The organism is Serratia sp. OLAL2 (assembly GCF_002752475.1).
Classification (GTDB): domain Bacteria; phylum Pseudomonadota; class Gammaproteobacteria; order Enterobacterales; family Enterobacteriaceae; genus Serratia; species Serratia bockelmannii.
The window spans coordinates 89,313-112,201 of the sequence record NZ_MSTL01000008.1 but is presented as its reverse complement, the minus strand read 5'-3'; the positions used below and the strand labels follow the sequence as shown (position 1 = coordinate 112,201).

The 22,889-nt window shown below is 60.1% G+C and carries 18 protein-coding genes; 8 read left to right on the top strand and 10 right to left on the bottom strand.

All coding sequences use genetic code 11. The features are described from left to right. Positions 1-136: 136 nt before the first annotated feature. Positions 137-781: a ribosome biogenesis GTP-binding protein YihA/YsxC gene (gene yihA, locus BVU99_RS08100; RefSeq protein ID WP_025304719.1), complete on the bottom strand. Its 645-nt coding sequence runs from the start codon at positions 779-781 to the stop codon at positions 137-139. A gap of 734 nt (positions 782-1,515) precedes the next feature. On the opposite strand from yihA, the gene yihI reads away from it, so the two are divergent. Further along, positions 1,516-2,055 carry a Der GTPase-activating protein YihI gene (gene yihI, locus BVU99_RS08090; protein WP_072008264.1) on the top strand — a complete coding sequence of 180 codons (540 nt, stop codon included), beginning with the start codon at positions 1,516-1,518 and terminating at the stop codon, positions 2,053-2,055. A 182-nt stretch (positions 2,056-2,237) separates the two neighbouring features. Next, on the top strand, positions 2,238-3,611 hold the full coding sequence (gene hemN / locus BVU99_RS08080; protein WP_043141080.1) for an oxygen-independent coproporphyrinogen III oxidase: 1,374 nt from the start codon (positions 2,238-2,240) through the stop codon (positions 3,609-3,611). Between the two features lie 34 nt (positions 3,612-3,645). Here hemN and BVU99_RS24945 read toward each other — a convergent pair whose 3' ends face one another. The 4 genes from BVU99_RS24945 to glnA form a co-directional block, all read right to left on the bottom strand. After that, positions 3,646-3,768, bottom strand: a complete 123-nt coding sequence (locus BVU99_RS24945) for a YshB family small membrane protein (protein ID WP_015379453.1) — start codon at positions 3,766-3,768, stop codon at positions 3,646-3,648. A gap of 113 nt (positions 3,769-3,881) precedes the next feature. After that, the gene (glnG, locus tag BVU99_RS08075; protein ID WP_025304716.1) at positions 3,882-5,294 is read right to left on the bottom strand and encodes a nitrogen regulation protein NR(I); all 1,413 of its coding nucleotides are present in this window, start codon (positions 5,292-5,294) and stop codon (positions 3,882-3,884) included. An 8-nt stretch (positions 5,295-5,302) separates the two neighbouring features. Next, positions 5,303-6,352 (bottom strand): nitrogen regulation protein NR(II), encoded by a 1,050-nt coding sequence (glnL, locus tag BVU99_RS08070; RefSeq protein ID WP_004931246.1) that lies wholly within the window; start codon positions 6,350-6,352, stop codon positions 5,303-5,305. A gap of 198 nt (positions 6,353-6,550) precedes the next feature. Next, complete coding sequence (gene glnA, locus BVU99_RS08065) at positions 6,551-7,960, bottom strand: glutamate--ammonia ligase (RefSeq protein ID WP_025304715.1); 1,410 nt, start codon at positions 7,958-7,960, stop codon at positions 6,551-6,553. A 370-nt stretch (positions 7,961-8,330) separates the two neighbouring features. On the opposite strand from glnA, the gene typA reads away from it, so the two are divergent. The 5 genes from typA to fabY all read left to right on the top strand — a co-directional run bounded on the left by typA (position 8,331) and on the right by fabY (position 13,258). Beyond that, positions 8,331-10,154: a ribosome-dependent GTPase TypA gene (gene typA / locus BVU99_RS08055; RefSeq protein ID WP_004931243.1), complete on the top strand. Its 1,824-nt coding sequence runs from the start codon at positions 8,331-8,333 to the stop codon at positions 10,152-10,154. Between the two features lie 165 nt (positions 10,155-10,319). Continuing rightward, positions 10,320-10,910: a glucose-1-phosphatase gene (yihX, locus tag BVU99_RS08050; protein WP_043141076.1), complete on the top strand. Its 591-nt coding sequence runs from the start codon at positions 10,320-10,322 to the stop codon at positions 10,908-10,910. Between the two features lie 51 nt (positions 10,911-10,961). Beyond that, the gene (locus BVU99_RS08045; protein ID WP_025304713.1) at positions 10,962-11,855 is read left to right on the top strand and encodes a virulence factor BrkB family protein; all 894 of its coding nucleotides are present in this window, start codon (positions 10,962-10,964) and stop codon (positions 11,853-11,855) included. After that, positions 11,852-12,289 (top strand): D-aminoacyl-tRNA deacylase, encoded by a 438-nt coding sequence (gene dtd, locus BVU99_RS08040; protein ID WP_025304712.1) that lies wholly within the window; start codon positions 11,852-11,854, stop codon positions 12,287-12,289. Before BVU99_RS08045 ends, dtd begins: the two co-directional genes overlap by 4 nt. Before the next feature lie 21 nt (positions 12,290-12,310). Then, positions 12,311-13,258: a fatty acid biosynthesis protein FabY gene (fabY, locus tag BVU99_RS08035; RefSeq protein ID WP_025304711.1), complete on the top strand. Its 948-nt coding sequence runs from the start codon at positions 12,311-12,313 to the stop codon at positions 13,256-13,258. Positions 13,259-13,296: 38 nt separating this feature from the next. On the opposite strand, the gene BVU99_RS08030 is transcribed toward fabY, so the two are convergent. Then, positions 13,297-14,958: an AsmA family protein gene (locus BVU99_RS08030; RefSeq protein WP_049209086.1), complete on the bottom strand. Its 1,662-nt coding sequence runs from the start codon at positions 14,956-14,958 to the stop codon at positions 13,297-13,299. 128 nt (positions 14,959-15,086) lie between these two features. Continuing rightward, positions 15,087-16,487 carry an NCS2 family protein gene (locus tag BVU99_RS08025; RefSeq protein ID WP_025304709.1) on the bottom strand — a complete coding sequence of 467 codons (1,401 nt, stop codon included), beginning with the start codon at positions 16,485-16,487 and terminating at the stop codon, positions 15,087-15,089. 240 nt (positions 16,488-16,727) lie between these two features. Here BVU99_RS08025 and gltS point away from each other — a divergent pair, with 240 nt between their 5' ends. Next, positions 16,728-17,939: a sodium/glutamate symporter gene (gene gltS, locus BVU99_RS08020; protein ID WP_025304708.1), complete on the top strand. Its 1,212-nt coding sequence runs from the start codon at positions 16,728-16,730 to the stop codon at positions 17,937-17,939. A 42-nt stretch (positions 17,940-17,981) separates the two neighbouring features. Here gltS and recG read toward each other — a convergent pair whose 3' ends face one another. The 3 genes from recG to spoT are packed head-to-tail and all read right to left on the bottom strand — an operon-like array spanning position 17,982 to position 22,872. Beyond that, a complete protein-coding gene (gene recG / locus BVU99_RS08015) occupies positions 17,982-20,063 on the bottom strand; it encodes an ATP-dependent DNA helicase RecG (RefSeq protein WP_043141057.1) in 2,082 nt (693 codons plus the stop codon). Beyond that, the gene (gene trmH / locus BVU99_RS08010) at positions 20,060-20,755 is read right to left on the bottom strand and encodes a tRNA (guanosine(18)-2'-O)-methyltransferase TrmH (protein ID WP_033639122.1); all 696 of its coding nucleotides are present in this window, start codon (positions 20,753-20,755) and stop codon (positions 20,060-20,062) included. Before trmH ends, recG begins: the two co-directional genes overlap by 4 nt. Positions 20,756-20,760: 5 nt before the next feature. Beyond that, positions 20,761-22,872, bottom strand: coding sequence for a bifunctional GTP diphosphokinase/guanosine-3',5'-bis pyrophosphate 3'-pyrophosphohydrolase (spoT, locus tag BVU99_RS08005; RefSeq protein WP_015379445.1), 2,112 nt, complete (start codon positions 22,870-22,872; stop codon positions 20,761-20,763). Positions 22,873-22,889 lie beyond the last annotated feature (17 nt).

Sequence of the window (22,889 nt, the reverse complement as noted above, 5' to 3'; positions counted from 1 at the left end):
CAGCCCTGGCGATAAGTTTTTATGATGGCTTTATTTCAAAACTGTAATTAGATAACAAAAAATTTCGTCTGCGGCCGTTCGACGGGGATAAAAAAGCCGATGCGGTGAGGCATCGGCTCTGGCGTTAGGCCTGGGCTTATTCGCCGGTTTCGTCTTCCGGCAGCACTTCCGGCGGGATCTCGTTAAACCAGGTGTCCAGCTTCTGGCGCAGTTTGTCGACGCCGATCTTTTTCAGCGATGAGAAGGCTTCGACCTGGATATCCCCCATAAACGGCAGCACCGCTTCACGCACCATGTTGAGCTGCGCCTTGCGTGCGCCGGAGGCCAGCTTGTCGGCCTTGGTCAGCAGCACCAGCACCGGCGTGCCGACGTCGACCGCCCACTGGATCATCTGCTGGTCGAGATCTTTCAGCGGATGGCGAATATCCATCAGCACCACCAGGCCTTTCAGGCTGTTGCGCATCTGCAGATATTCGCCCAGCGCGCGCTGCCATTTGCGCTTCATCTCTTCCGGCACTTCGGCGTAGCCATAGCCCGGCAGGTCGACCAGGCGGATGCCGTCTTCCACTTCGAACAGGTTGATCAGCTGGGTGCGCCCCGGCGTTTTACTGGTGCGCGCCAGGCTTTTTTGGTTGGTCAGCGTATTCAGCGCGCTGGATTTACCGGCGTTGGAACGGCCGGCAAAGGCGACTTCAATTCCTGCATCCCCCGGCAGATGGCGAATATCGGGTGCGCTGGTGACGAAATGGGTCACATGATAGTTGTAGTTCTTGCTGGTCAAAATTTTTCGTCTCCGTGAGGATGGCTAACTGGTTGGCGATTATAACTGCATCAGCGGTAAAAATGGCGTGTTTCTCCGTTTTTAAGCGGCGGGACGCGATAAAACGGCAGTTATGCCGCGCGTGCGTTGTGAGACATTTGCCATTCGAATCGCGGGTAATGTCGCTTTATTCGAAAGTGATATTTTTGTTTTTGTTTTAAAAACAAAGCGTTGTTTTTTCGTTGTAGGGAAATGTCGTTCAAATTGGCGTCAGGTGCCTTGAGCCTTCGCAACAATAACGTAAAGTAGTCGTTAACGCAGGGTTGCGCAGGATTAGGGAACATCCGGGAAGGATGACAAATCTCAGGGAATGCACAGGGTGTGCAATGAGTGCCAGGATGAACGCAAAAGGAAGTGACCCTTTCGCACCGGAACAGGCGGCAGGCACATCGGATGGTGAAGTATCGGCAGTTTGGATGCCCGCAGGAAGCGCGCTCGGGAAGAGCGGATGCGAATGGATTGCGCCATGGACGATTTTCCTTTCAGGATGAAGGACGTAGTGGCAGGGAATGCGGTTATAGCAGAAGGAAAAACCGGGATGTTGCATGTACGCAAGGAGCGCGTAACAGGAATACCCTTCGCAAGAAGGTGCGAAATAGGCGGCAGGTTTAACCTGCCGCCTTTTTTCTTTGTCCGCTTTCTGCTAGATTCCGCCGCAATTCTATACTGAATCTACATACCTAAGAGCACACGCTATGAACCAGCCATCAAAAGCACCTCGCGGCAGCGCGGCGAAGTCAAAAACGAAAAAGAAAAGCCGTATGGAGCTCGATCAGGAAGCGCGTGAGCGCAAACGCTTGAAAAAGCGCCGCGGCCTCGCTTCCGGTTCGCGCACCCAGGTCGAGTCCGGCAGCCAGAAGAACAAATCGGCGGCAGAAGCCAAAGATCCACGTATCGGCAGTAAAGTGCCGGTTGCGCTGGTGGTCGACGAAACCAAAGTGAAGGCCAAACCGCAGCCGAAGCCGAAGGCCGAAGCGAAACCACGCCTGTCGCCGGAAGAAGAGTTGGCGAAGCTGGAAAATGACGAGCGCCTGAACGCGCTGCTGGATCGCATCGACGACGGCGAAACGCTGAACGCGGAAGAGCAGACCTATGTCGATAAAACGCTGGATCGCATCGATGTGCTGATGGACGTGTTGGGTATCGAACTGGGTGAAGACGACGACGAAGAAGAAGAGAAGCAGGAAGATATTCTGAAGCTGCTGAAAGGCGGCAATCCGAAAGACGCCTTTTAACGCGCCATGTGGCTAATCCCGACAATAGCCCTACTCTTGATGTGTTATCTGCTGTGGTTATTCGGTAAACTATGGCGGCTGTCTAAGCGCAAAGCGCGTTTTCGCAGTGCTTCCGTGGCCAGACAGCGCAGACAACCGCCTCTCTCCCGGCCCGGTAGAAAAAGATATCGGAAGGAGTGAGCATGTCAGAGCAGACGATTGTCTGGGATTTGGCCCTGATCCAAAAATATAACTACTCAGGGCCGCGTTATACCTCATACCCCACGGCGCTGGAGTTTAACCAGTGCTACGACGAAGCGGCGTTTCAACGCGCCGCTGCGCGCTATCCTAAGCGACCGCTGTCGCTGTACGTGCATATCCCCTTCTGCCATAAGCTGTGCTACTTCTGCGGCTGCAACAAGCTGGTGACGCGCCAGACGCACAAGGCCGATGAATACCTGAACGTTTTGGCGCAAGAGATCGCCAGCCGTGCGCCGCTGTTCGCCGGCCGTAAAGTCGGCCAGATGCACTGGGGCGGCGGTACGCCGACCTACCTGGATAAAGCGCAAATCAGCCGGCTGGTGGCGTTGCTGCGCGAACACTTTGATTTCCTGCCCGATGCGGAGATGTCGATCGAGGTCGATCCGCGCGAGATAGAGCTGGATGTGCTCGATCATTTACGTGCAGAAGGCTTTAATCGTCTGAGCATGGGGGTGCAGGATTTCAACAAGCAGGTGCAGCAGCTGGTCAATCGCGAGCAGGACGAAGCCTTTATTTTCGCCCTGATTGAGCGGGCCAAAGCGCTGGGCTTCCGCTCGACCAATATCGATCTGATCTACGGCCTGCCGAAACAGACGCCGGAAAGCTTCGCTTTCACGCTGCAGCGGGTGGCTGAACTGAATCCCGATCGCCTCAGCGTGTTCAACTACGCGCATATGCCGAACTTGTTCGCCGCCCAGCGCAAAATCAAAGACGCCGATCTGCCGGGCGCGCAGCAGAAGCTGGATATCCTCCAGCAGAGCATCGCGTTCCTGACCGACGCCGGCTATCAGTTCATCGGCATGGATCACTTTGCCCGCCCGGACGACGAGCTGGCGATCGCGCAGCGCGAAGGCAAGCTGCACCGCAATTTCCAGGGTTACACTACTCAGGGCGACAGCGATCTGCTGGGGCTGGGCGTGTCGGCCATCAGCATGCTCGGCGACAGCTATGCGCAGAATCAGAAAGAGCTGAAGCGTTACTATGACAGCGTGCAGGCGCAGGGCAACGCGCTGTGGCGCGGGCTGGCGCTGACGGACGACGATTGCCTGCGGCGCGATCTGATCAAAACGCTGATCTGTAACTTCCGATTGGCGTATCAGCCGCTTGAACGGCAATACGGCATCGATTTCACCGCTTACTTCGCCGAAGACCTGCAGCTGCTGGCGCCGTTTGAACGCGATGGGCTGGTGGAGCGCGACGAGCAAGGCATTCGCGTCACGCCGCGCGGGCGCTTGCTGATCCGCAATATCTGCATGTGCTTCGACCGCTATCTGCGGCAACAGGCGCGCAGCCAGCAGTTCTCTCGGGTGATCTGAGGATGAAAAAACAGCCGCTGATGCGGCTGTTTTTTTAACTGAAGAAGTTAATCAGCGCGGCGCACAACACCGCGGCGACCGCCGCCTGCGGGGTGTGGCTGGCGGCGGAGCCCAGCTCCGCGCCCTGAGAAATGAACACGATGAATGAGTCCAGCATCGTCAACCTCCAGAGTGTGCGACACGATCATACTGCGCCCGCTCCGGCTGTAAAGCCTGAGGTTGGCGTTTTTTTGTGCGCCGGACTGCGTTTTTCATCATCCACCCACGTTCCTATTCCATGCCCAGCTCTTTGAGCTTGCGGGTCAGGGTATTGCGCCCCCAGCCCAGCAGGCGTGCGGCTTCCTGTTTGTGCCCCTGGGTGTGGCGTAGGGCGGTGGTGAGCAGCGTACGCTCCATCTCCGGCTGCGCTTCCGACAGCAGGTTTTGATGACCGGAACGCAGCGCGCGATCGGCCCACTGAGCCAGCAGCGTGGCCCAGCTGTCCGGCAGGCTGTGGCTGGGGCTCTCCGGCGCGGCGGTTTCGAACAGTTCGCTCGGCAGATCCTGAATCAGCACCTCTTGCCCGGCGGCCATCACCGTCAGCCAGCGGCAGGTATTCTCCAGCTGGCGCACGTTGCCCGGCCAGGGCAGGCGGGTCAGCGCGGTTTCGGTTTCCGGATGCAGGTTCTTGGCCTCGACGCCTAACTCTTTGGCGGCGATCTGCAGGAAGTGGCGCGCCAGCCGCGGGATGTCTTCCCGGCGCTCGCGCAGCGGCGGCAGGTGTACGCGGATCACGTTCAGGCGATGGAACAGGTCTTCGCGGAACTTGCCTTCCTGTACCCGCAGCTCCAGGTTTTGGTGCGTGGCGGCGATAATGCGCACGTCGACCTTCACCGGCGCATAGCCGCCGACCCGGTAGAACTGGCCGTCCGCCAGCACCCGCAGCAGGCGCGTTTGCACGTCGAGCGGCATATCGCCGATCTCGTCGAGGAACAGCGTGCCGCCGTCGGCCTGTTCAAAGCGCCCCTGACGGATTTGGTTCGCTCCGGTGAAGGCGCCTTTCTCGTGGCCGAACAGCTCCGACTCGATCAGATCCTTGGGGATGGCAGCCATGTTCAGGGCGATGAACGGCGACTTGGCGCGCGGGCTGTGGCGGTGCAGCGCATGCGCCACCAGCTCCTTGCCGGTGCCGGATTCGCCGTTGATCAGCACGCTGATCGACGAACGCGACAGCCGGCCGATGATGCGAAACACGTCCTGCATCGCCGGCGCTTCGCCGATGATGTCCGCCGCCGGATCGCTGGCCGGCTGGCTGCGCACCGGCTGCTGCTGCTCCTGATAATGGCTGATGGCGCGCTCGACCAGCGCCACTGCTTCGTCGATGTCGAACGGCTTCGGCAGGTAGTCGAAGGCCCCTTGCTGATAGGCGCTGACGGCGGCGTCCAAATCCGAATGCGCGGTCATGATAATCACCGGCAGCATCGGATGGCGCTGTTTGATCTGTTTGAGCAGCGCCAGGCCGTCTATACCCGGCATGCGGATATCGGATAGCAGCACGTCGGGGGTTTGCGTGGCCAAGGCTTCCAGCACGTCATTGCCGCCTTCGAAGGTGGCGCAGCTCAGGCCCGCGCCGGTGAGCGCGCGCTCAAGCACCCAGCGGATGGAGCTATCGTCATCGACGATCCAGACTATCCCTCGTTGCATAGCAAACCTCACTGACGAATGGGCAGGTAGACCGAGAATTCGGTATGACCTGGCCAACTGTTGAATTCAATTTTTCCGCAATGCTGATCGATCAGATTGCGGGCGATGGATAATCCCAGGCCGGTACCGCCTTCACGGCCGCTGACCATCGGGTAGAACAGCGTGTCCTGCAGCTGCGCCGGCACGCCGGGGCCGTCGTCTTCGACGTCGATACGTGCCGCCAGGCGGTAGCGGGTACCGTGCAACGTAATCTGAAACGCGGTGCGGGTGCGCAGCGTGATGGTGCCGCCCGCCTCGCCCAGCGCCTGCAGCGCATTGCGGGTGATGTTCAGCAGCACCTGTTCTATCTGATCCGGGTCATGAGCCATTTCCGGCAGACTCGGATCGTAGTCGCGCACCAGCGTGACGTTATCCGGCATTTCCAGGGACACCAGTTGGCAGACGCGCTCCGCGACCTGATGAATGCTCTGGGTAATATGCTGGCCGGGCCGCTGCGGCCCGAGCAGACGATCCACCAGATTACGCAGCCGATCGGCCTGCTCAATGATCACCTTGGTGTATTCGGTCAGCGCCGGATCGGGCAGCGCTTTGGCCAGCAGCTGCGCTGCGCCGCGCAGGCCGCCCAGCGGGTTTTTAATTTCGTGCGCCAAACCGCGCACCAGATCGCGGGCTGCCACCTGTTGGGCATGTTGCAGCTGTTCCTGGCTCAGGCGGCGCTGATTGTCCATCGGCGCCAGCTCGACCAGGATATAGCCTTCCGGCAGCGCCTGAGCGGTCAGGGAAAGGATATGCGCGCGGCCGTCGACCACCAGGGTCACTTCGTTGTCCGTGAAGCCCTGCCCGGCGCGCAGGCTTTCACGCATCAGAGAGACGTTCAGCGAAAAATAACCGAGCAAATCGGGCAGCGGCGTGCCGAACAGCTTGCGGGAGCTTTGCGCCAGCAGCTGCTGTGCCGCCGGGTTGGCGTAGTGAACCGCCAGAGAGTCATCCAACAGCAGGATGCTGTTGATGAGTGAATTGAGGATCTGCCCAGCATCGGGCAGCTTGCCAGTTGCCATACAGCAGACTCCTGCACCTTTTTAGTGCATCTATCCTACTCCATCCGGGATCGGCGCGGTATGGAATAGTTTTGCAGAAAATACGGTGGAGAAAAAAACCCATCCGAAGATGGGCTGAAAGTTTCCACGGCAACAAAAAAGCGATAACAAAAATATGGGCGCCGTCCGCCTGCGCAGACGGCGCGGGTAGGGCTTAGCTTAGACGCTGTAGTACAGTTCGAACTCAACCGGGTGTGGCGTCATACGAACGCGGTCCATCTCTTCTTTGCGCAGTTCGATGTAGGCATCGATCGCATCGTCGGTGAACACGCCGCCGCGGGTCAGGAACTCGCGGTCTTCGTTCAGTGCGGCCATCGCCTCGTCCAGCGAGCCGGCCACTTTTGGGATCTCGGCTTCTTCTTCCGGCGGCAGGTCGTACAGGTTTTTGTCCATGGCGTCGCCAGGGTGGATCTTGTTGATGATGCCGTCCAGACCGGCCATCAGCAGTGCGGCGAAGCACAGGTATGGGTTAGCCGCCGGATCCGGGAAGCGGGCTTCGATGCGGCGCGCTTTCGGGCTGGCGACCACCGGGATACGGATGGACGCGGAGCGGTTACGGGCGGAGTAGGCCAGCATCACCGGCGCTTCGTAGCCCGGTACCAGACGCTTGTACGAGTTGGTGGTCGGGTTGGCCAGCGCGTTGATCGCCTTGGCGTGCTTGATGATGCCGCCGATGTAGAACAGCGCGGTTTCAGACAGGCCGCCGTATTTGTCGCCGGCGAACAGGTTGGTGCCGTTCTTGGACAGCGACATGTGGCAGTGCATGCCGGAACCGTTGTCGCCGAACATAGGCTTCGGCATGAAGGTCGCGGTTTTACCGAAGGCGTGCGCCACGTTATGCACCACGTATTTGTAGATCTGAATTTCGTCGGCTTTCTTGGTCATGGTGTTGAAGCGGGTTGCCACTTCGTTCTGACCGGCGGTCGCCACTTCGTGGTGGTGCGCTTCAACCACCAGGCCCATCTCTTCCATGGTCAAACACATGGTGGAACGCAGATCCTGCGAAGAGTCGACCGGTGGAACCGGGAAGTAACCGCCTTTCACCGCCGGACGGTGGCCTTTGTTGCCGCCGTCGTATTTTGTGCCGGAGTTCCAGGCGCCTTCGATGTCGTCGATAGCCACGTGGGAACCGCGGATGCTGCTGCCGAAGCGAATGTCGTCGAACAGGAAGAATTCAGGCTCTGGCCCGAACAGGACGGTGTCCGCGATGCCAGAGGAGCGCAGGAAGTCTTCGGCGCGTTTGGAGATGGAGCGCGGGTCGCGATCGTAGCCTTGCATGGTGCCCGGCTCGAGAATGTCGCAGCGAATGATCAGCGTTGGTTCTTCGAAGAACGGATCCAGAACCGCCGTGCTGGCGTCCGGCATCAGCACCATGTCAGATTCGTTGATGCCCTTCCAACCACCGATAGAGGAGCCGTCAAACATTTTGCCTTCTTCGAAGAAGTCGGCGTTTACCTGATGAGCCGGGATAGTCACGTGCTGTTCCTTACCCTTGGTGTCAGTGAAACGCAGGTCTACGAATTTCACTTCATGCTCATTCAGCATCGTCAAAACGTGTTCAGCGGACATACTTAACTCTCCCGGTTTATCATTGTCGTCGTCGTGGAACGAATCTGTGGAACTGGCTTTTTTTCGCCTTGAAAAGACTAAAGCGAAAAGCGTGCCAACTTTTTAAAAAGGCGTTCATCGCCTTTCTGCGCGGGTTTTACCCAGCCACAGTATGCACCATCAGCGATAAATTGCACTGTTATGGTGCAATCAGGGCGGGCGTGGGCACTGAAATGGTGCAAAAGTGCAACGATTGCGGCTTTTTGCACCGTGAAAGGGATCACAAACTGACCGGTACGCGGTTGTTTATAAGAGATGGTTGTGATCTTGTTTAGTCCCTCGCTTAATACGTGTACAATAGCGCGCTATTTCTAATGCCCGAGGCAAAGCTGTGATCGAAAATTTGCGTAACATCGCCATTATTGCCCACGTTGACCATGGTAAAACCACCCTGGTTGACAAGCTGCTGCAACAATCCGGTACTTTCGGAGAGCGTGCGGAAGCGACCGAACGCGTAATGGACTCCAACGATTTGGAGAAAGAGCGTGGGATTACCATCCTCGCAAAAAACACCGCCATTAATTGGAATGGTTACCGTATCAACATCGTGGATACCCCAGGACACGCCGACTTCGGCGGTGAGGTAGAGCGCGTGATGTCGATGGTTGACTCGGTGCTGCTGGTTGTGGATGCAATGGATGGCCCTATGCCGCAAACCCGCTTCGTGACCAAGAAGGCCTTCGCCAACGGTCTGAAGCCGATCGTGGTCATCAACAAGGTTGACCGCCCTGGCGCGCGCCCTGACTGGGTTGTGGATCAGGTGTTCGACCTGTTCGTGAACCTCGACGCGACTGACGAGCAGCTCGACTTCCCGATCATCTACGCTTCTGCGCTGAACGGCATCGCCGGCGTCGATCACACCGACATGGCGGAAGACATGACCCCGCTGTATCAGGCGATCGTCGACCACGTGTCTGCGCCGCAGGTTGAGCTGGAAGCGCCATTCCAGATGCAGATCTCCCAGTTGGACTACAACAACTACCTGGGCGTTATCGGCATCGGCCGCATCAAGCGCGGTAAAGTGAAGCCGAACCAGCAGGTCACCATCATCGACAGCGAAGGTAAAACTCGCAACGGTAAAGTGGGTAAAGTGCTGGGTCACCTGGGTCTGGAGCGTATCGACAGCACCCTGGCGGAAGCGGGCGACATCATCGCCATCACCGGCCTGGGCGAGCTGAACATCTCCGACACCATCTGCGACACCAATGCCGTAGAAGCGCTGCCGGCGCTGTCCGTCGACGAACCGACCGTCACCATGTTCTTCAACGTCAACACCTCGCCGTTCTGCGGTAAAGAAGGTAAGTACGTGACGTCGCGTCAGATCCTTGACCGTCTGAACAAAGAGCTGGTGCACAACGTGGCGCTGCGCGTTGAAGAAACCGACGATGCGGACGCCTTCCGCGTCTCCGGCCGTGGCGAGCTGCACCTGTCGGTGCTGATCGAAAACATGCGCCGTGAAGGTTTCGAGCTGGCGGTTTCCCGTCCGAAAGTTATCTTCCGCGAAATCGATGGCCGCAAGCAGGAGCCATTCGAGAACGTGACGCTGGATATCGAAGAGCAGCATCAGGGTTCCGTGATGCAGGCGATGGGCGAGCGTAAAGCTGACCTGAAAAACATGGATCCGGACGGTAAGGGCCGCGTGCGTCTCGACTACGTGATCCCAAGCCGCGGTCTGATCGGCTTCCGTAACGAATTCATGACCATGACTTCGGGTACCGGTCTGCTGTACTCCACCTTCAGCCACTACGACGACGTGCGTCCGGGCGAAGTGGGCCAGCGTCAGAACGGCGTGCTGATTTCCAACGGCCAGGGCAAAGCGGTCGCGTTCGCGCTGTTCGGCCTGCAGGATCGCGGCAAGCTGTTCCTGGGCCACGGTGCGGAAGTGTATGAAGGCCAGATCATCGGTATTCACTCACGTTCCAACGACCTGACCGTAAACTGCCTGACCGGTAAGAAGCTGACCAACATGCGTGCTTCCGGTACTGACGAAGCGACTACCCTGGTTCCGGCGATCAAAATGACCCTGGAACAAGCTCTGGAGTTCATCGATGACGACGAACTGGTAGAAGTGACGCCAACCTCGATCCGTATCCGTAAGCGTCACCTGACGGAAAACGATCGTAAGCGTGCCAGCCGCGGTCCTAAAGACGCTTAATCGCTGATTGAGTGTCTCATGCTTAGGGCGCGGTTCTCGCGCCCTGAGTTTTTTCCTCTGTTGTTCCCCGTTTGTGCGGCGCGCTATGCGCTTTTCCGTTCGCTCCCTGTTCAGCTGTTCCTTTTCCCGCTACAGTGAAATCTCACCGGCCCATAGGAGAGGACTATGCTGTATATCTTTGATTTAGGTAATGTGATCGTCGATATCGATTTCAAGCGTGTGCTGGGCGTGTGGAGCAATTTGAGCGGCACGCCGTTGGCGGTGCTGTCCGATCGTTTCACCATGGGTGAGGTGTTCCAGAAGCATGAACGCGGTGAAATCAGCGATGAAGACTTCGCCGGCAAACTGTGCGATGAAATGGGCATCGCGCTCAGCTTTGAGCAGTTCGCCACCGGTTGGCAGGCGGTATTCGTCGCGCTGCGCCCGGAGGTGATCGACATCATGCAGCGCCTGCGCAACGAAGGTCACCGGGTGGTGGTGCTGTCGAACACCAACCGTTTGCACTGCAACTACTGGCCGCAGCATTACCCTGAAGTGGCCGCCGCCGCCGATCATCTCTATTTGTCGCAAGATCTCGGCATGCGCAAACCGGAAGCCAACATCTACCAGCATGTGCTGGCCGCGGAAAACACCGCTGCCGCCGACGCGGTGTTCTTTGACGATCACCCGGCGAACGTCCTCGCCGCGCAGGCGCTGGGGATCAAGACGGTGCACGTCACCGATCGCGACGTGGTGCCGGCCTATTTTGCTCAATGAGCACAGGGCGCGTTAAGCTTAAGGCGTATCAACGGACATCAAGGAGTGACCATGTCGTTTTTCCGCCGCAAGAAGCTACCCTCTGCGATTAAGCCAAGCGTCACCTTCGGACGGCTGCTGTACCAACGCATCGACCACGATGGCCTGACGATGTTGGCGGGCCATCTCGCCTACGTTTCCCTGCTGTCGCTGGTGCCGCTGGTCACCGTGGTGTTCGCCCTGTTCGCCGCTTTCCCGATGTTTTCCGACATCAGCGAACAGCTGAAGAGCTTTATCTTTTCCAATTTCGTGCCGGCCGCCGGCAATGTGATCCAGAACTACCTGGAACAGTTCGTCGCCAATTCCAACAAGATGACCGCCGTCGGCACCTGCGGGCTGATCGTTACCGCGCTGCTGTTGATTTCCTCGGTGGACAGCGTGCTGAACACCATCTGGCGCAGCAAGAACAAGCGGCCGATCGTCTTCTCCTTTGCCGTGTACTGGATGGTGCTGACGCTGGGGCCGCTGCTGGTGGGCGCCAGCATGGCCATCAGTTCTTACCTGCTGTCGCTCAACTGGTTGGCGCAGACCGGCGTCAATGGCCTGGTGGATCAGGTGCTGCGCATCTTCCCGCTGATTTTGTCGTGCATCTCCTTCTGGCTGCTGTATTGCATCGTGCCGACGGTGCGCGTGCCGCCCAAAGATGCACTGATTGGCGCGGTGGTGGCCGGATTGCTGTTCGAACTGGGCAAGAAGGGATTCGCGCTGTACGTCACCATGTTCCCCTCCTATCAGCTGATTTACGGCGTGCTGGCGGTGATCCCGATTTTATTCCTGTGGGTCTACTGGAGCTGGTGTATCGTGTTACTCGGTGCGGAAATCACCGTGACCATCGGCGAATACCGCGACTACCGTCGGCAGAAGGCGGAGCAACAGGAACAAAAACCAGAAGGGCAGCAGGAATGATTGCGTTGATTCAACGGGTGTTAAACGCCAGCGTCACGGTGGGTGGCGAGACAGTAGGCAAGATTGGCCCCGGTTTGTTAGTGTTATTGGGCGTGGAGCAGGGCGATAACGAGCAAAAAGCGCAGCGCCTGTGCGAACGCGTGTTGGGATACCGCATTTTCGGCGACGAAAACGACAAGATGAATCTCAACGTCCAGCAGGCCGGGGGCAGCGTGCTGGTCGTTTCGCAGTTCACCCTGGCGGCGGACACCCAGAAGGGCATGCGGCCCAGCTTTTCGCGCGGCGCCGCGCCGCAGGAAGCCGATCGGTTGTATCAATATTTTGTAGGCCAATGCCGTGAACGCGGCGTAGAGACCCAGACCGGCGAGTTCGCCGCCGACATGCAGGTGGCGCTGGTCAACGATGGTCCGGTGACATTCTGGCTACAGGTCTAAGCATTCGGAGAACAGGCGTCTATGTATCACCTACGAGTACCCGTAACAGAGCAAGAACTGAAGGAGTATTACCAGTTTCGCTGGGAAATGCTGCGCAAGCCGCTGCACCAGCCGGTGGGTTCGGAAAAGGATGCCTATGACGCCATGGCCCATCACCAAATGGTGGTGGACGAGGCCGGTAAAATCGTCGCCATCGGGCGGCTGTATATCAATGCCGACAACGAGGCGGCGATCCGTTTTCTAGCGGTAGACCCGACGTTGCAGGATAAAGGGTTGGGAACGCTGGTGGCGATAACGCTGGAGTCCGTCGCGCGGCAGGAAGGCGTGAAGCGGGTGGTGTGCAGCGCCCGTGAAGACGCGGTGGATTTCTTCGCCAAGCTGGGCTTCGTCAATCAGGGCGAGATCACCGCGCCGCAGACCACCCCGATCCGTCACTTTTTAATGATCAAACCGGTGGCGACGCTGGACGATATCCTGCATCGCCCTGATTGGTGCGGCCAATTGCAGCAGGCCTGGTATGAACACATTCCGCTGAGCGAAAAGATGGGCGTGCGCATCAGCCAATACACCGGCCAGCGCTTCGTCACCACCATGCCGGAGATCGGCAACCAGAATCCGCACCACACGCTGTTCGCCGGCAGCCTGTTCTCGCTGGCGACGCTGACCGCCTGGGGGCTGATTTGGCTGCTGCTGCGCGAGCGCCATCTCGGCGGCACCATCATTCTGGCGGACGCGCACATTCGCTACAGCAAACCGATTACCGGCAGGCCGCGTGCGGTGGCGGATCTGGGCTCGCTGAGCGGCGATTTGGCGCGTCTGGCGCGCGGCCGCCGCGCGCGCGTGCACGCCGAAGTGCATCTGTTCGGCGACGAGGATAAGGGCGCGGTATTCGAAGGCACCTACATGGTGTTGCCGGCTGAGCCGGATGTGCCGCTGGATCAGGGTGGCTCTGAAGCGCTGGAAGAGTAGGGTGGCGGCCCTGCCCTGAGGGCGGGCCGCGCAGTGCATTACGGCAGTTGTTGGTTCACCGCTTGGCCGTCGCCGGCGGTGGCCTGCAGATTGCCTTTCAATGAGGCCTTGAACGGCCCGTCGCTGTTCAGCAGCCCTTTCAACTGCAGCTCAAGGTTGCCGTCGCCCGTCAGCGGCACCGGCTGCCATCCCCATTGCTGCAAGGTATTGATCGGTACCGAACGGCCGTGCAGCATCAGCTGGAACGGCTTGCCCGGCAGCTGATCGACGGTCGCTTTGGCCTCCAGCAACCCATTGGGCATAAAGGCGCTGAGCTCGGTGACGGTGATCTGGTTGGCGTCGGCGTTCAGCGCCAGCGAAGGGCGCCGCACGTCGATTTTGTTGAAGGTGGCCTCGCTGCCGTTCAGGTTTAGCGAACCGGACCAAATGCCCCACTGGTGGTCGCGCGCCAGCAGCAGGTTGCTGCCGTAACCGTCCAGCGCGGTGATCTGGAATGGGAATGCCGGGTTGATATCGATGATCAGATTGCGGTTGGTGGTCAGCTTGGTGACGTACACCTCCGCCAGCCAGCCCGGCAGCGGTTTCAGCCACAGCTCGCGCCAGTCTATCGGCAGGGTGTACTCTAGCGCCGCCATGGCCACTTCATCCAGCTGCAGGCGTTTGCCGGCGCGCAGCCAGTTGCCGGAGGTGCGCAGCAGCCCGCCTTCCCAGCGGGTGGTGAATTGCTGAATGGCGATGCCGGCGGAAGAGAGCCGTAGGGTGGCGATCGGATCGATCAGGTGGAAACCGCCGTTGATCACGTCGCTGGCGTTGAAGTTGAGCGAGCCGTCTTCGCTGCGCCAGTCGCCTTTTTCGACGCTGACGTTTTGCAGCGACAAATCGAGATCGTTAACCGCCCATGCCTTGCCTTCCAGGCGCGCGTCGATAAGATCGAAACGCTTGAGGGTGACCGGCGGCAGAGTGGTAAAGCGCTGCATGAATTCCGCCAGCGTCAACGGGGTCTGCAGGCGCACGCCGCTCAGCCGCAGGCGATCCACCCGCCAGCTGCCGTCGGCGGCGCGGCTGGCCACGCCGGTCAGGCCGCCCTGCGCCAGATCGGCGCCGAAGTTGTTCAACAGCAGTTGGCCCTGCTTTTGCTCCCCCTGCACCAACACCTTCGAGGCGGGGATGCCGTTCAGCGTCATCGAACCGGCGCTGAACTGAAACTGGTTGTTGTCCCCCAGCAGATGGCCGGCCAGCGGGCGCCACGGCGTGATGCCGGCATTGACCTGCTGCGCGTTGAGCTGCCACTCGTTATCGTTGGACTGCAGCGCCATGTTGCTCAACTGCAGCACGTCGGCCTGTACAGGCAACGCCGCCGCCTGCGGCTGCACGTTCAGCGTGCCGTCGCGCAGCGTGACGCTGTGAAAATAGCGCGGCTCGGTGATTTGGCGCAGGCTGAGGCCGAGATCGACGCGTTTGGCAACCAGCGCCTGCGGCTGGCCGCTGCGCGCCAGCTGCACGTCTTCCAGACCGATCTGGTCCGGTTGGCTCCACGAATGGGTGATTTTTCCTATCGACAGGCGGTATTCGCTGTTGTCGCTGATCCAGGCACTCAGGCGGCCTGCCGCCCAGCGGGTTTGCCCGACCAGGTACAGCACCACCACCGCCAGCACGATCAGCAGCAGCAACGTCAGCAACAGCTTTCCGATAAATTTCATCGTCTACATCCGCATCGGTCAAAAAAGATACCCTGTTTATGCCGCAATTGGCCGGGCATCTCAAGGGCAATGGTCTGATAGACAATAAAAAACGGCCGCAAGCGGCCGTTTGAACGCCAATGGGCGGGTTACTTTTTCTCGTGTTCCTGCGGGAACACCAGGTTCAGCACGATGGCGGTAATGCCGCCGGCGGCGATGCCGGAAGAGAGTAGGGTTTTCAGCCAGTCCGGCGCGAACTGCAGGATCAGCGGCTGCTGGGAGACGCCCATGCCGACGGCCAGCGACAGCGCCATGATCATGATGGCGCGGCGGTTCAGGCGCTCGCGTGACACGATGCGCACGCCGGAGGCGGCGATGGTGCCGAACATCACGATGGTCGCACCGCCCAGTACCGGCTCGGGGATGTGCTGCACGAAGCCGGCTACCGCCGGGAACAGCCCCAGCGCGATCAGCATCAGCGCCACCACAAAGCCGACATAGCGGCTGGCGACGCCGGTCAGCTGGATCACGCCGTTGTTCTGGCCGAAGCAGGAGTTGGGGAAGGTATTGAACACCGCCGACAGCATCGAGTTCAGGCCGTTGGCCAGTACGCCCCCTTTTAGACGCTTCATGTACAGCGGCCCGCTGACCGGCTGTTCGGAGACGTCAGAGGTGGCGGTGATGTCGCCGATGGTTTCCAGCGAGGTGACCATAAAGATCAGCATCAGCGGCAGCAGCAAGTTCCAGTCGAAGCCCAGGCCGTAATAGAGCGGCGTGGGAATAGTGATCGCCGCCGTGGGTGCCGCCGGAGCGTCGGCGGGCAGCATGTCCATCGCCCAGGCCAACAGATAGCCGACCGCCATGGCGATCACCAATGAAGCGACGCGCAGGTAAGGGTTGCGCTGGCGGTTCAGCAGGATGATGACCGCCAGCACCGCGCCGGCCAGCAGCAGGTTTTTCGGTGAGCCGAAGCTGTGATCGTTCATCGCGGCATAACCGCCGCCGATCGAGGTCAAACCGACCTGAATCAGCGACAGGCCAATGATCATCACCACGATGCCGGAAACCAGCGGGGTGATGATGCGGCGCGCCAGATGCAGCACGCGCGACAGCAAAATTTCGGTGCAAGAAGCGACCATCAGGGTGCCGAACAGCGCGGCCATCATGGTCGGCACGTCGGCGCCGCCGTTTTTCAGCGCCAGACCGCCCATGATCAGCGGCGAAACGAAGTTGAAGCTGGTGCCCTGAATCGACAGTAGCCCGGAACCCACCGGCCCCCAGGTTTTGATTTGCAGAATGGAAGCCAGGCCGGAGGCGAACAGCGACATGCTGATGATGTGCTGGGTATCCTGCGCCGGCAGGCCCAGCGCCTGGCAGATCAGCAGCGCCGGAGTGATCACCGCAACGAACATCGCCAACAGATGCTGGCCGGCGGCAAACAGCGTTTGCGGCAGCGGCGGGCGGTCTTCGAGGCGATAAATCAGTTCGCTGGCGCGGGATTCTGAGGCGGCTTGGCGTGTGGCATCAAGCTCGGAGGATGACATGCTCATGGTGTGGCGTTTCCAGATACGGCAAAGCAGGCATTTTAATGCGCCGCCCCGCAAAAGCAAACGGTTGCGCCTAAATATTATATTGTCAACTTTCCTGTTTATGTCGCATTTTCATTCATTTTTTCTTGTCATCTTAGCGTTTTTTACTTCTAATCCTGGACTCATCAAGTTTAAAAACTCAGTGGTTTTCTATAACTTATTATTTTTATTTGGATCTTTTCCCTTACATGGAGTACCTGGATGTTTCATCTTGATACTTATGGCACGTTAGTCGCCGCGACGCTGGTTTTGCTCCTCGGGGGCAAGTGCGTCAGAAGCATTCCTCTGCTGCGAAAATATACCATTCCTGCCCCCGTCGCCGGCGGTTTGCTGGTGGCCCTTCTGTTGTTAGCCCTGAAAAAGTTCGCCAACTGGGAAATCAGCTTTGACATGTCGCTGAAGGATCCGCTGATGCTGGCCTTTTTCGCCACTATCGGGCTGAATGCCAACCTGGCGCGGTTGCGCGCCGGCGGCAAGGCGCTGATGGTATTCCTGTTCGTGGTGCTGGGGCTGCTGTTGGTGCAGAACGCCATCGGCATCGGCATGGCGAAAATGCTGGGGTTGGATCCGTTGATGGGCCTGATCGCCGGGTCGATCACCCTGTCGGGCGGCCACGGCACCGGGGCGGCCTGGAGCAAGCTGTTCATCGAGCGCTACGGCTTTGAAAACGCGACGGAAGTCGCCATGGCCTGTGCCACCTTCGGCCTGGTGCTGGGCGGCCTGATCGGCGGCCCGGTGGCGCGCTATCTGGTCAAACACTCCTCTACGCCGGAAGGCACGCCGGAAGACAGCGTGCAGCCGAGCGGTTTCGAGAAGCCGGAAAGCGGCCGCCTGATCACCTCGCTGGTGATGATCGAAACCATCGCCATGATCGCCATCTGTCTGAGCCTGGGGCAGCTGATTGCCGGCTTGCTGAACGGTACGGTGTTTGAGCTGCCTAACTTCGTTTGCGTGCTGTTCGTCGGGGTGATCCTCAGCAACACGCTGGCCTTCACCGGTTTCTATACCGTGTTCGAACGGGCGGTATCGGTGCTGGGTAATGTCAGCCTGTCGCTGTTCCTGGCGATGGCGTTGATGAGCCTGCGCCTGTGGGAGCTGGCTTCGCTGGCGTTACCGATGCTGGCGATCCTGGCGGTGCAGACGCTGGTGATGGCGCTGTACGCGATCTTTGTTACCTACCGGGTGATGGGCAAGAACTACGACGCGGCGGTGCTGGCCGCCGGCCACTGTGGTTTCGGCATGGGCGCCACGCCGACGGCGATCGCCAACATGCAGGCGATCACCGATCGCTTCGGCCCGTCGCATCTGGCGTTTCTGGTGGTGCCGATGGTGGGAGCGTTCTTTATCGATATCGCCAACGCCATCGTTATCAAGCTGTATCTGCTGCTGCCGGTGTTCCCGGCGGTGGGGTAATATCGCGAGTCATCATGAGAAGGGCGCCTGCGGCGCCCTTTTTTATGCGTTGGAGTAGCGCGCCTTCTCCGGCAGCCAGCGTTCGATCAGCGCCTGGGCGTGTTCCGGGTAGTGCTGATGGAGATGGCGGGCGACGCGTTGCACTTCGGGGATCATCGCCTGGTCGCGCAACAGGTCCGCCACCTTGAATTCGGCGCTGCCGGTCTGGCGGGTGCCCAGCAGCTCGCCCGGGCCGCGGATCTCCAGATCGCGCTGGGCGATGACAAAGCCGTCGTTGCTGTCGCGCAGCACTTGCAGGCGCGTTTGCGCGGTTTTGCTCAGCGGCGTTTTGTACAGCAGCACGCAGTGTGAAGCCACCGCGCCGCGCCCTACGCGGCCGCGCAGCTGGTGCAGCTGCGCCAGGCCCAGCCGTTCCGGGTTTTCGATGATCATCAGGCTGGCGTTGGGCACGTCGACGCCGACCTCGATCACCGTGGTGGCGACCAACAGCTGCAGCTCGCCCTGTTTAAACGCCTGCATCACCGCCTGCTTTTCCTGCGCTTTCATGCGGCCGTGCACCAGCGCCACCTTCAGCTCCGGCAGCGCGGCTTTCAATTCTTCCCAGGTGGCTTCCGCCGCCTGCGCTTCCAGCAGCTCGGACTCTTCGATCAGCGTACATACCCAGTAAGCCTGCCGTCCTTCTTCCAGACAGGCGCTTTTCACCCGTTGAATGATGTCGGCGCGGCGGGTATCGGGAATGGCGACGGTGGTCACCGGCGTGCGGCCCGGCGGCAGCTCGTCGATGACCGAGGTATCGAGATCGGCATAGGCGGTCATCGCCAGCGTGCGCGGGATCGGCGTGGCGGTCATGATCAGCTGATGGGCGTGGAAGCCTTGCTCTTCGCCTTTCTCCCACAGCGCCAGCCGCTGATGCACCCCGAAGCGGTGCTGCTCATCAATGATCACCAGCGCCAGGCCGTTGAACTGCACCTGCTCCTGGAAGATGGCGTGGGTACCGACCACCATCGATACCTGGCCGCTGGCGATGGCTTCCTGCTGCGCGATGCGCGCCTTGCCTTTCTGTTTGCCCGCCAGCCAGCCGACCTGCAGCCCCAGCGGTTCGAACCACTGGCGGAAGTTGTTGGCATGCTGTTCGGCCAGCAGCTCGGTCGGCGCCATCAGCGCCACCTGCTTGCCGTGCGCGATGGCGCGCAGCGCCGCCAGCGCCGCCACCAGCGTTTTGCCGGAACCGACGTCGCCCTGTACCAGCCGCATCATCGGGAAGTCTTTTTGCATGTCGGCTTCGATGTCGGCCACCACGCGCGTTTGCGCGCCGGTCGGCGAGAACGGCAACTGTGCGAGAAAACGGTTTTTCAGCCGATCGTCCGGCAGCAGCGGTTGCGCCTGATAACTCTGCGCGCCGGCGCGCACCGCCAGCATGCTGAGGTTATGCGCCAGCAGCTCTTCGAGGATCAGGCGTTTTTGCGCCGGGTGTTTGCCCAGTTCCAGATCCGCCAGCTGAATGTCCGGCGGCGGGCGATGCAGGGTGTGCAGCGCCTGCGGCAGGCTCATCAGGCCGCCGCTCAGCTCCGGCGGCAGCAGTTCGGCGATGGCGCAGGTATCCAGCAGCGCCAGCGCCTGGTCGGTTAGCTTGCGCAGCGTGGCCTGCCGCACCCCCTCGGTGGTGGGGTAGACCGGCGTCAGCGACTCCTGCAGCTCGACCTCGCTGGCTTCGCCCTGAATACGGTATTCCGGATGAATGATCTCCGCGCCGTGGTTGCCGCGTTTGATCTCGCCGTAGGCGGTCACGCGGCGGCCGGTGGCCAGGCTGTTCTTCATTGCGGCGTTGAAGTTGAAGAAGCGCATGGTGAGGATGCCGGTGCCGTCGCTGATCTGGCAGGTCAGCATGCGGCGGCGGCCGAAGCTGATGTCGCTGCGCAGCACTTCCCCTTCTACCGTGGCGTAGATGCCCGGCAGCAGATCGTTGATCGGATAGAGGCGGGTGCGGTCTTCGTAGCGCAGCGGCAGGTGCAGCAGCAGATCCTGAATGGTCTCGAGGCCAAGCTTGGCCAGTTTGCCCGCCTGGCTGGCGCCAACCCCGGAAAGCGTGGTGAGTGGGACAGCATCCAGCAGGCGGCCTTTCATTTGCGCACCGTCGCCTGCATGGCCGCCCACCATTCGGCGCTGGCGACCACCTGACCCTGTTCGTCGATCTGCGGACGCGGCAGCCCCTTGCGTTTGGCCACGTTGGCCAGCACCGGATAGCCGCCTTCGAACAGCAGACGCTGCTGCTCTTCTTCGTCCAGCATGCTGTTGTCGCGGCGGTACAGGCCGGCGTTTTGCCGCTGGCGCTGCGCCTCATACAGGATCAGCGCCGAAGCCACGGAGACGTTGAGCGATTGCACCATGCCGATCATCGGAATGACGATGTCTTGATCGGCGAGCGCCAGCGCTTCTTCGGTGATGCCGGTTTTTTCCTGGCCGAGCAGCACGCAGGTTGGCCGGGTGTAGTCCACCTCGCGGAAATCGACCGCGCGCGCAGACAGGTTGGTGGCCAGAATTTGCATGCCCTGCGCTTTCAGGTGACCGACCGCGTCGCCGATGGTGGGATGGGTTTTAACGCTGACCCAGCTGTTGCTGCCGGCGGCGGAGGAAACCAGGGTGCGCATGCGGGTGGTGGGCCACACGGCGTGGACCTGATGCACGCCGACGGCGTCGGCGGTGCGGATAATGGCGGAGACGTTATGCGGCTTGTGCACTTGCTCCAGGCAGACCGTCAAATCCGGCTGCCGGGTCGCGAGCATTTCACAAATCCGCGCATAGCGTTCAGGACTCATAAGCGCTAGTTTCGGTTGCGGTTAACTTTGATCACATCCGGCATGATACGGATTTTACGCATAATGTTTGCCAAATGGATGCGATCGCGGGTGGTCAAGCGGATAAAGGCGCTATAAACCCGACCGTCTTTCTCTTCGGTGTTCAGGCTCTGAATATTGGACTCGGCCGCGTTGATCGCTGCCGTCAGGTTGGCCAGCGCGCCCTGGTGGTTAAACATATCCACCTTGATCTCGGCGATGAACTCCTGCTCGGTCTCTTTATCCCACTCGACCGCCATGAACTTCTCAGGCTCTTTCTGATAGCCGCGAATATTGCGGCAAGATTCATGGTGGATCACCAGCCCTTTGCCCGGGCTGACGTGAGCGATAATCGGGTCGCCCGGAATCGGACGGCAGCACTTGGCGAAGGTGATCAACACGCCGTCGGCGCCCTTGATGGCCAGGTTACGCACGCCGGAGGTGGTGCCCAGGCTGGACTGATCGCCCTGCAGATTCTTCGCCACCACCACGCTCATGGCGTTGCCGAGGCCGATTTCCGCCAGCAGATCGTCCAGCGTCGCCAGCTTCATGCGGTCCAGCTCGTGCTGAATGTTTTCCTGCGGGATTTCGGCCAGCTTGCGGCTACCGCCCAACGCATGGTTGAGCAGTCGGCGGCCGAGGCCGACGGAGTCGTCGCGCTTGAGGTTCTTCAACATCTGGCGAATTTTGGCACGTGCTTTCGAGCTGACCACGAAGTTCAGCCAGGCGGCGTTGGGCCGCGCGCCCGGTGCGGTGATGATCTCGACGGTCTGGCCGCTGGTCAGCGACTGCGACAGCGGGTATGGCTGACGATCGACGCGCGCGCCGACGCAGGCATGGCCGATATCGGTATGCACCGCATAGGCGAAGTCGACCGGCGTGGCGCCGGCGGGCAGCTCGACGATGCGGCCTTCCGGGGTGAAAACGTAAATCTCATCCGGGAACAGATCGGATTTGACGCTCTCGATAAATTCAAACGAACTGCCGGCGCTTTGCTGCAGCTCCAGCAGGCTTTGCATCCAGCGCTGGGCGCGGATCTGCGCCGTAGTACCGGTTTCGCCCTGTTCTCTTTCCTTGTAAGCCCAGTGCGCGGCCACCCCCATCTCAGCCATCTGATCCATGTCTTCGGTGCGGATCTGCACTTCGACCGGCACGCCGTGTGGGCCGATCAGCGAGGTATGCAGCGATTGATAGCCGTTGGCCTTGGGAATGGCGATGTAATCTTTCACCCGCCCCGGGCGCGGTTTGTACAGGCTGTGCACCTGGCCGAGTACGCGGTAGCAGGTATCGACCTCTTTCACGATCACCCGGAACGCGTAGATATCCATGATGGAATGGAAACGCTGTTCTTTGAGGTGCATCTTGAGGTAGATGGAGTAGAGGTGTTTTTCCCGCCCGCTGACTCGGCAGGCGATGCCGGCTTCGGTCAGTCGCCCTTCGATCTCGGAGAGGATTTTTTGAATCATCTCTTTGCGGTTGCCGCGTGCGGCTTTCACCACTTCCTTGATCACGCGATAGCGGTTTGGGTACAGCGCCTCGAAGCCCAGCTCTTCCAGCTCGGTTTTCAGGTGATGAATACCCAGACGGTGGGCGAGGGGGCTGTAGATTTCCAGGGTTTCACGCGCGATGCGCCGGCGTTTGTCGGGGCGCAGCGAACCGAGGGTGCGCATGTTGTGCGTACGGTCGGCCAGCTTGATCAGCACGACGCGGATATCCTGCACCATCGCCATGATCATCTTGCGGAAGTTTTCCGCCTGCGCTTCTTTCTTGTCCTGGAACTTCAGCTTGTCGAGCTTGGAGACGCCCTCAACCAGTTCGGCGACGCTCTTGCCGAACAGCTGTTCCATATCTTGATAGGTGGCTGGGGTGTCTTCGATGACGTCGTGCAGCAACGCCGCCATCAGCGTCTCGTGATCGAGACGCATTTCCGCCAGGATGCAGGCCACGGCGACCGGGTGAGTAATGTAGGGCTCACCGCTGGAGCGTGTCTGGCCCTCGTGCGCGTCGCGCGCGACGAGGTATGCCTGTTTGAGGCGCTTAATCTGCTCCTCGGGCAGGTAACGTTGAATCAGCAGATTCAGGCTTTCAAACAGGTACAAGGCGGACTCGCAGTCTA

What these genes read in the sequence shown, in the direction of transcription:
- yihI (WP_072008264.1), top strand. Translation starts at nt 1,516, where the DNA reads ATGAACCAGCCATCAAAAGCACCTCGCGGCAGCGCGGCGAAGTCAAAA.
- hemN (WP_043141080.1), top strand. Translation starts at nt 2,238, where the DNA reads ATGTCAGAGCAGACGATTGTCTGGGATTTGGCCCTGATCCAAAAATAT.
- BVU99_RS24945 (WP_015379453.1), bottom strand. Translation starts at nt 3,768, where the DNA reads ATGCTGGACTCATTCATCGTGTTCATTTCTCAGGGCGCGGAGCTGGGC.
- glnG (WP_025304716.1), bottom strand. Translation starts at nt 5,294, where the DNA reads ATGCAACGAGGGATAGTCTGGATCGTCGATGACGATAGCTCCATCCGC.
- glnL (WP_004931246.1), bottom strand. Translation starts at nt 6,352, where the DNA reads ATGGCAACTGGCAAGCTGCCCGATGCTGGGCAGATCCTCAATTCACTC.
- glnA (WP_025304715.1), bottom strand. Translation starts at nt 7,960, where the DNA reads ATGTCCGCTGAACACGTTTTGACGATGCTGAATGAGCATGAAGTGAAA.
- yihX (WP_043141076.1), top strand. Translation starts at nt 10,320, where the DNA reads ATGCTGTATATCTTTGATTTAGGTAATGTGATCGTCGATATCGATTTC.
- BVU99_RS08045 (WP_025304713.1), top strand. Translation starts at nt 10,962, where the DNA reads ATGTCGTTTTTCCGCCGCAAGAAGCTACCCTCTGCGATTAAGCCAAGC.
- dtd (WP_025304712.1), top strand. Translation starts at nt 11,852, where the DNA reads ATGATTGCGTTGATTCAACGGGTGTTAAACGCCAGCGTCACGGTGGGT.
- fabY (WP_025304711.1), top strand. Translation starts at nt 12,311, where the DNA reads ATGTATCACCTACGAGTACCCGTAACAGAGCAAGAACTGAAGGAGTAT.
- BVU99_RS08030 (WP_049209086.1), bottom strand. Translation starts at nt 14,958, where the DNA reads ATGAAATTTATCGGAAAGCTGTTGCTGACGTTGCTGCTGCTGATCGTG.
- BVU99_RS08025 (WP_025304709.1), bottom strand. Translation starts at nt 16,487, where the DNA reads ATGAGCATGTCATCCTCCGAGCTTGATGCCACACGCCAAGCCGCCTCA.
- gltS (WP_025304708.1), top strand. Translation starts at nt 16,728, where the DNA reads ATGTTTCATCTTGATACTTATGGCACGTTAGTCGCCGCGACGCTGGTT.
- recG (WP_043141057.1), bottom strand. Translation starts at nt 20,063, where the DNA reads ATGAAAGGCCGCCTGCTGGATGCTGTCCCACTCACCACGCTTTCCGGG.
- trmH (WP_033639122.1), bottom strand. Translation starts at nt 20,755, where the DNA reads ATGAGTCCTGAACGCTATGCGCGGATTTGTGAAATGCTCGCGACCCGG.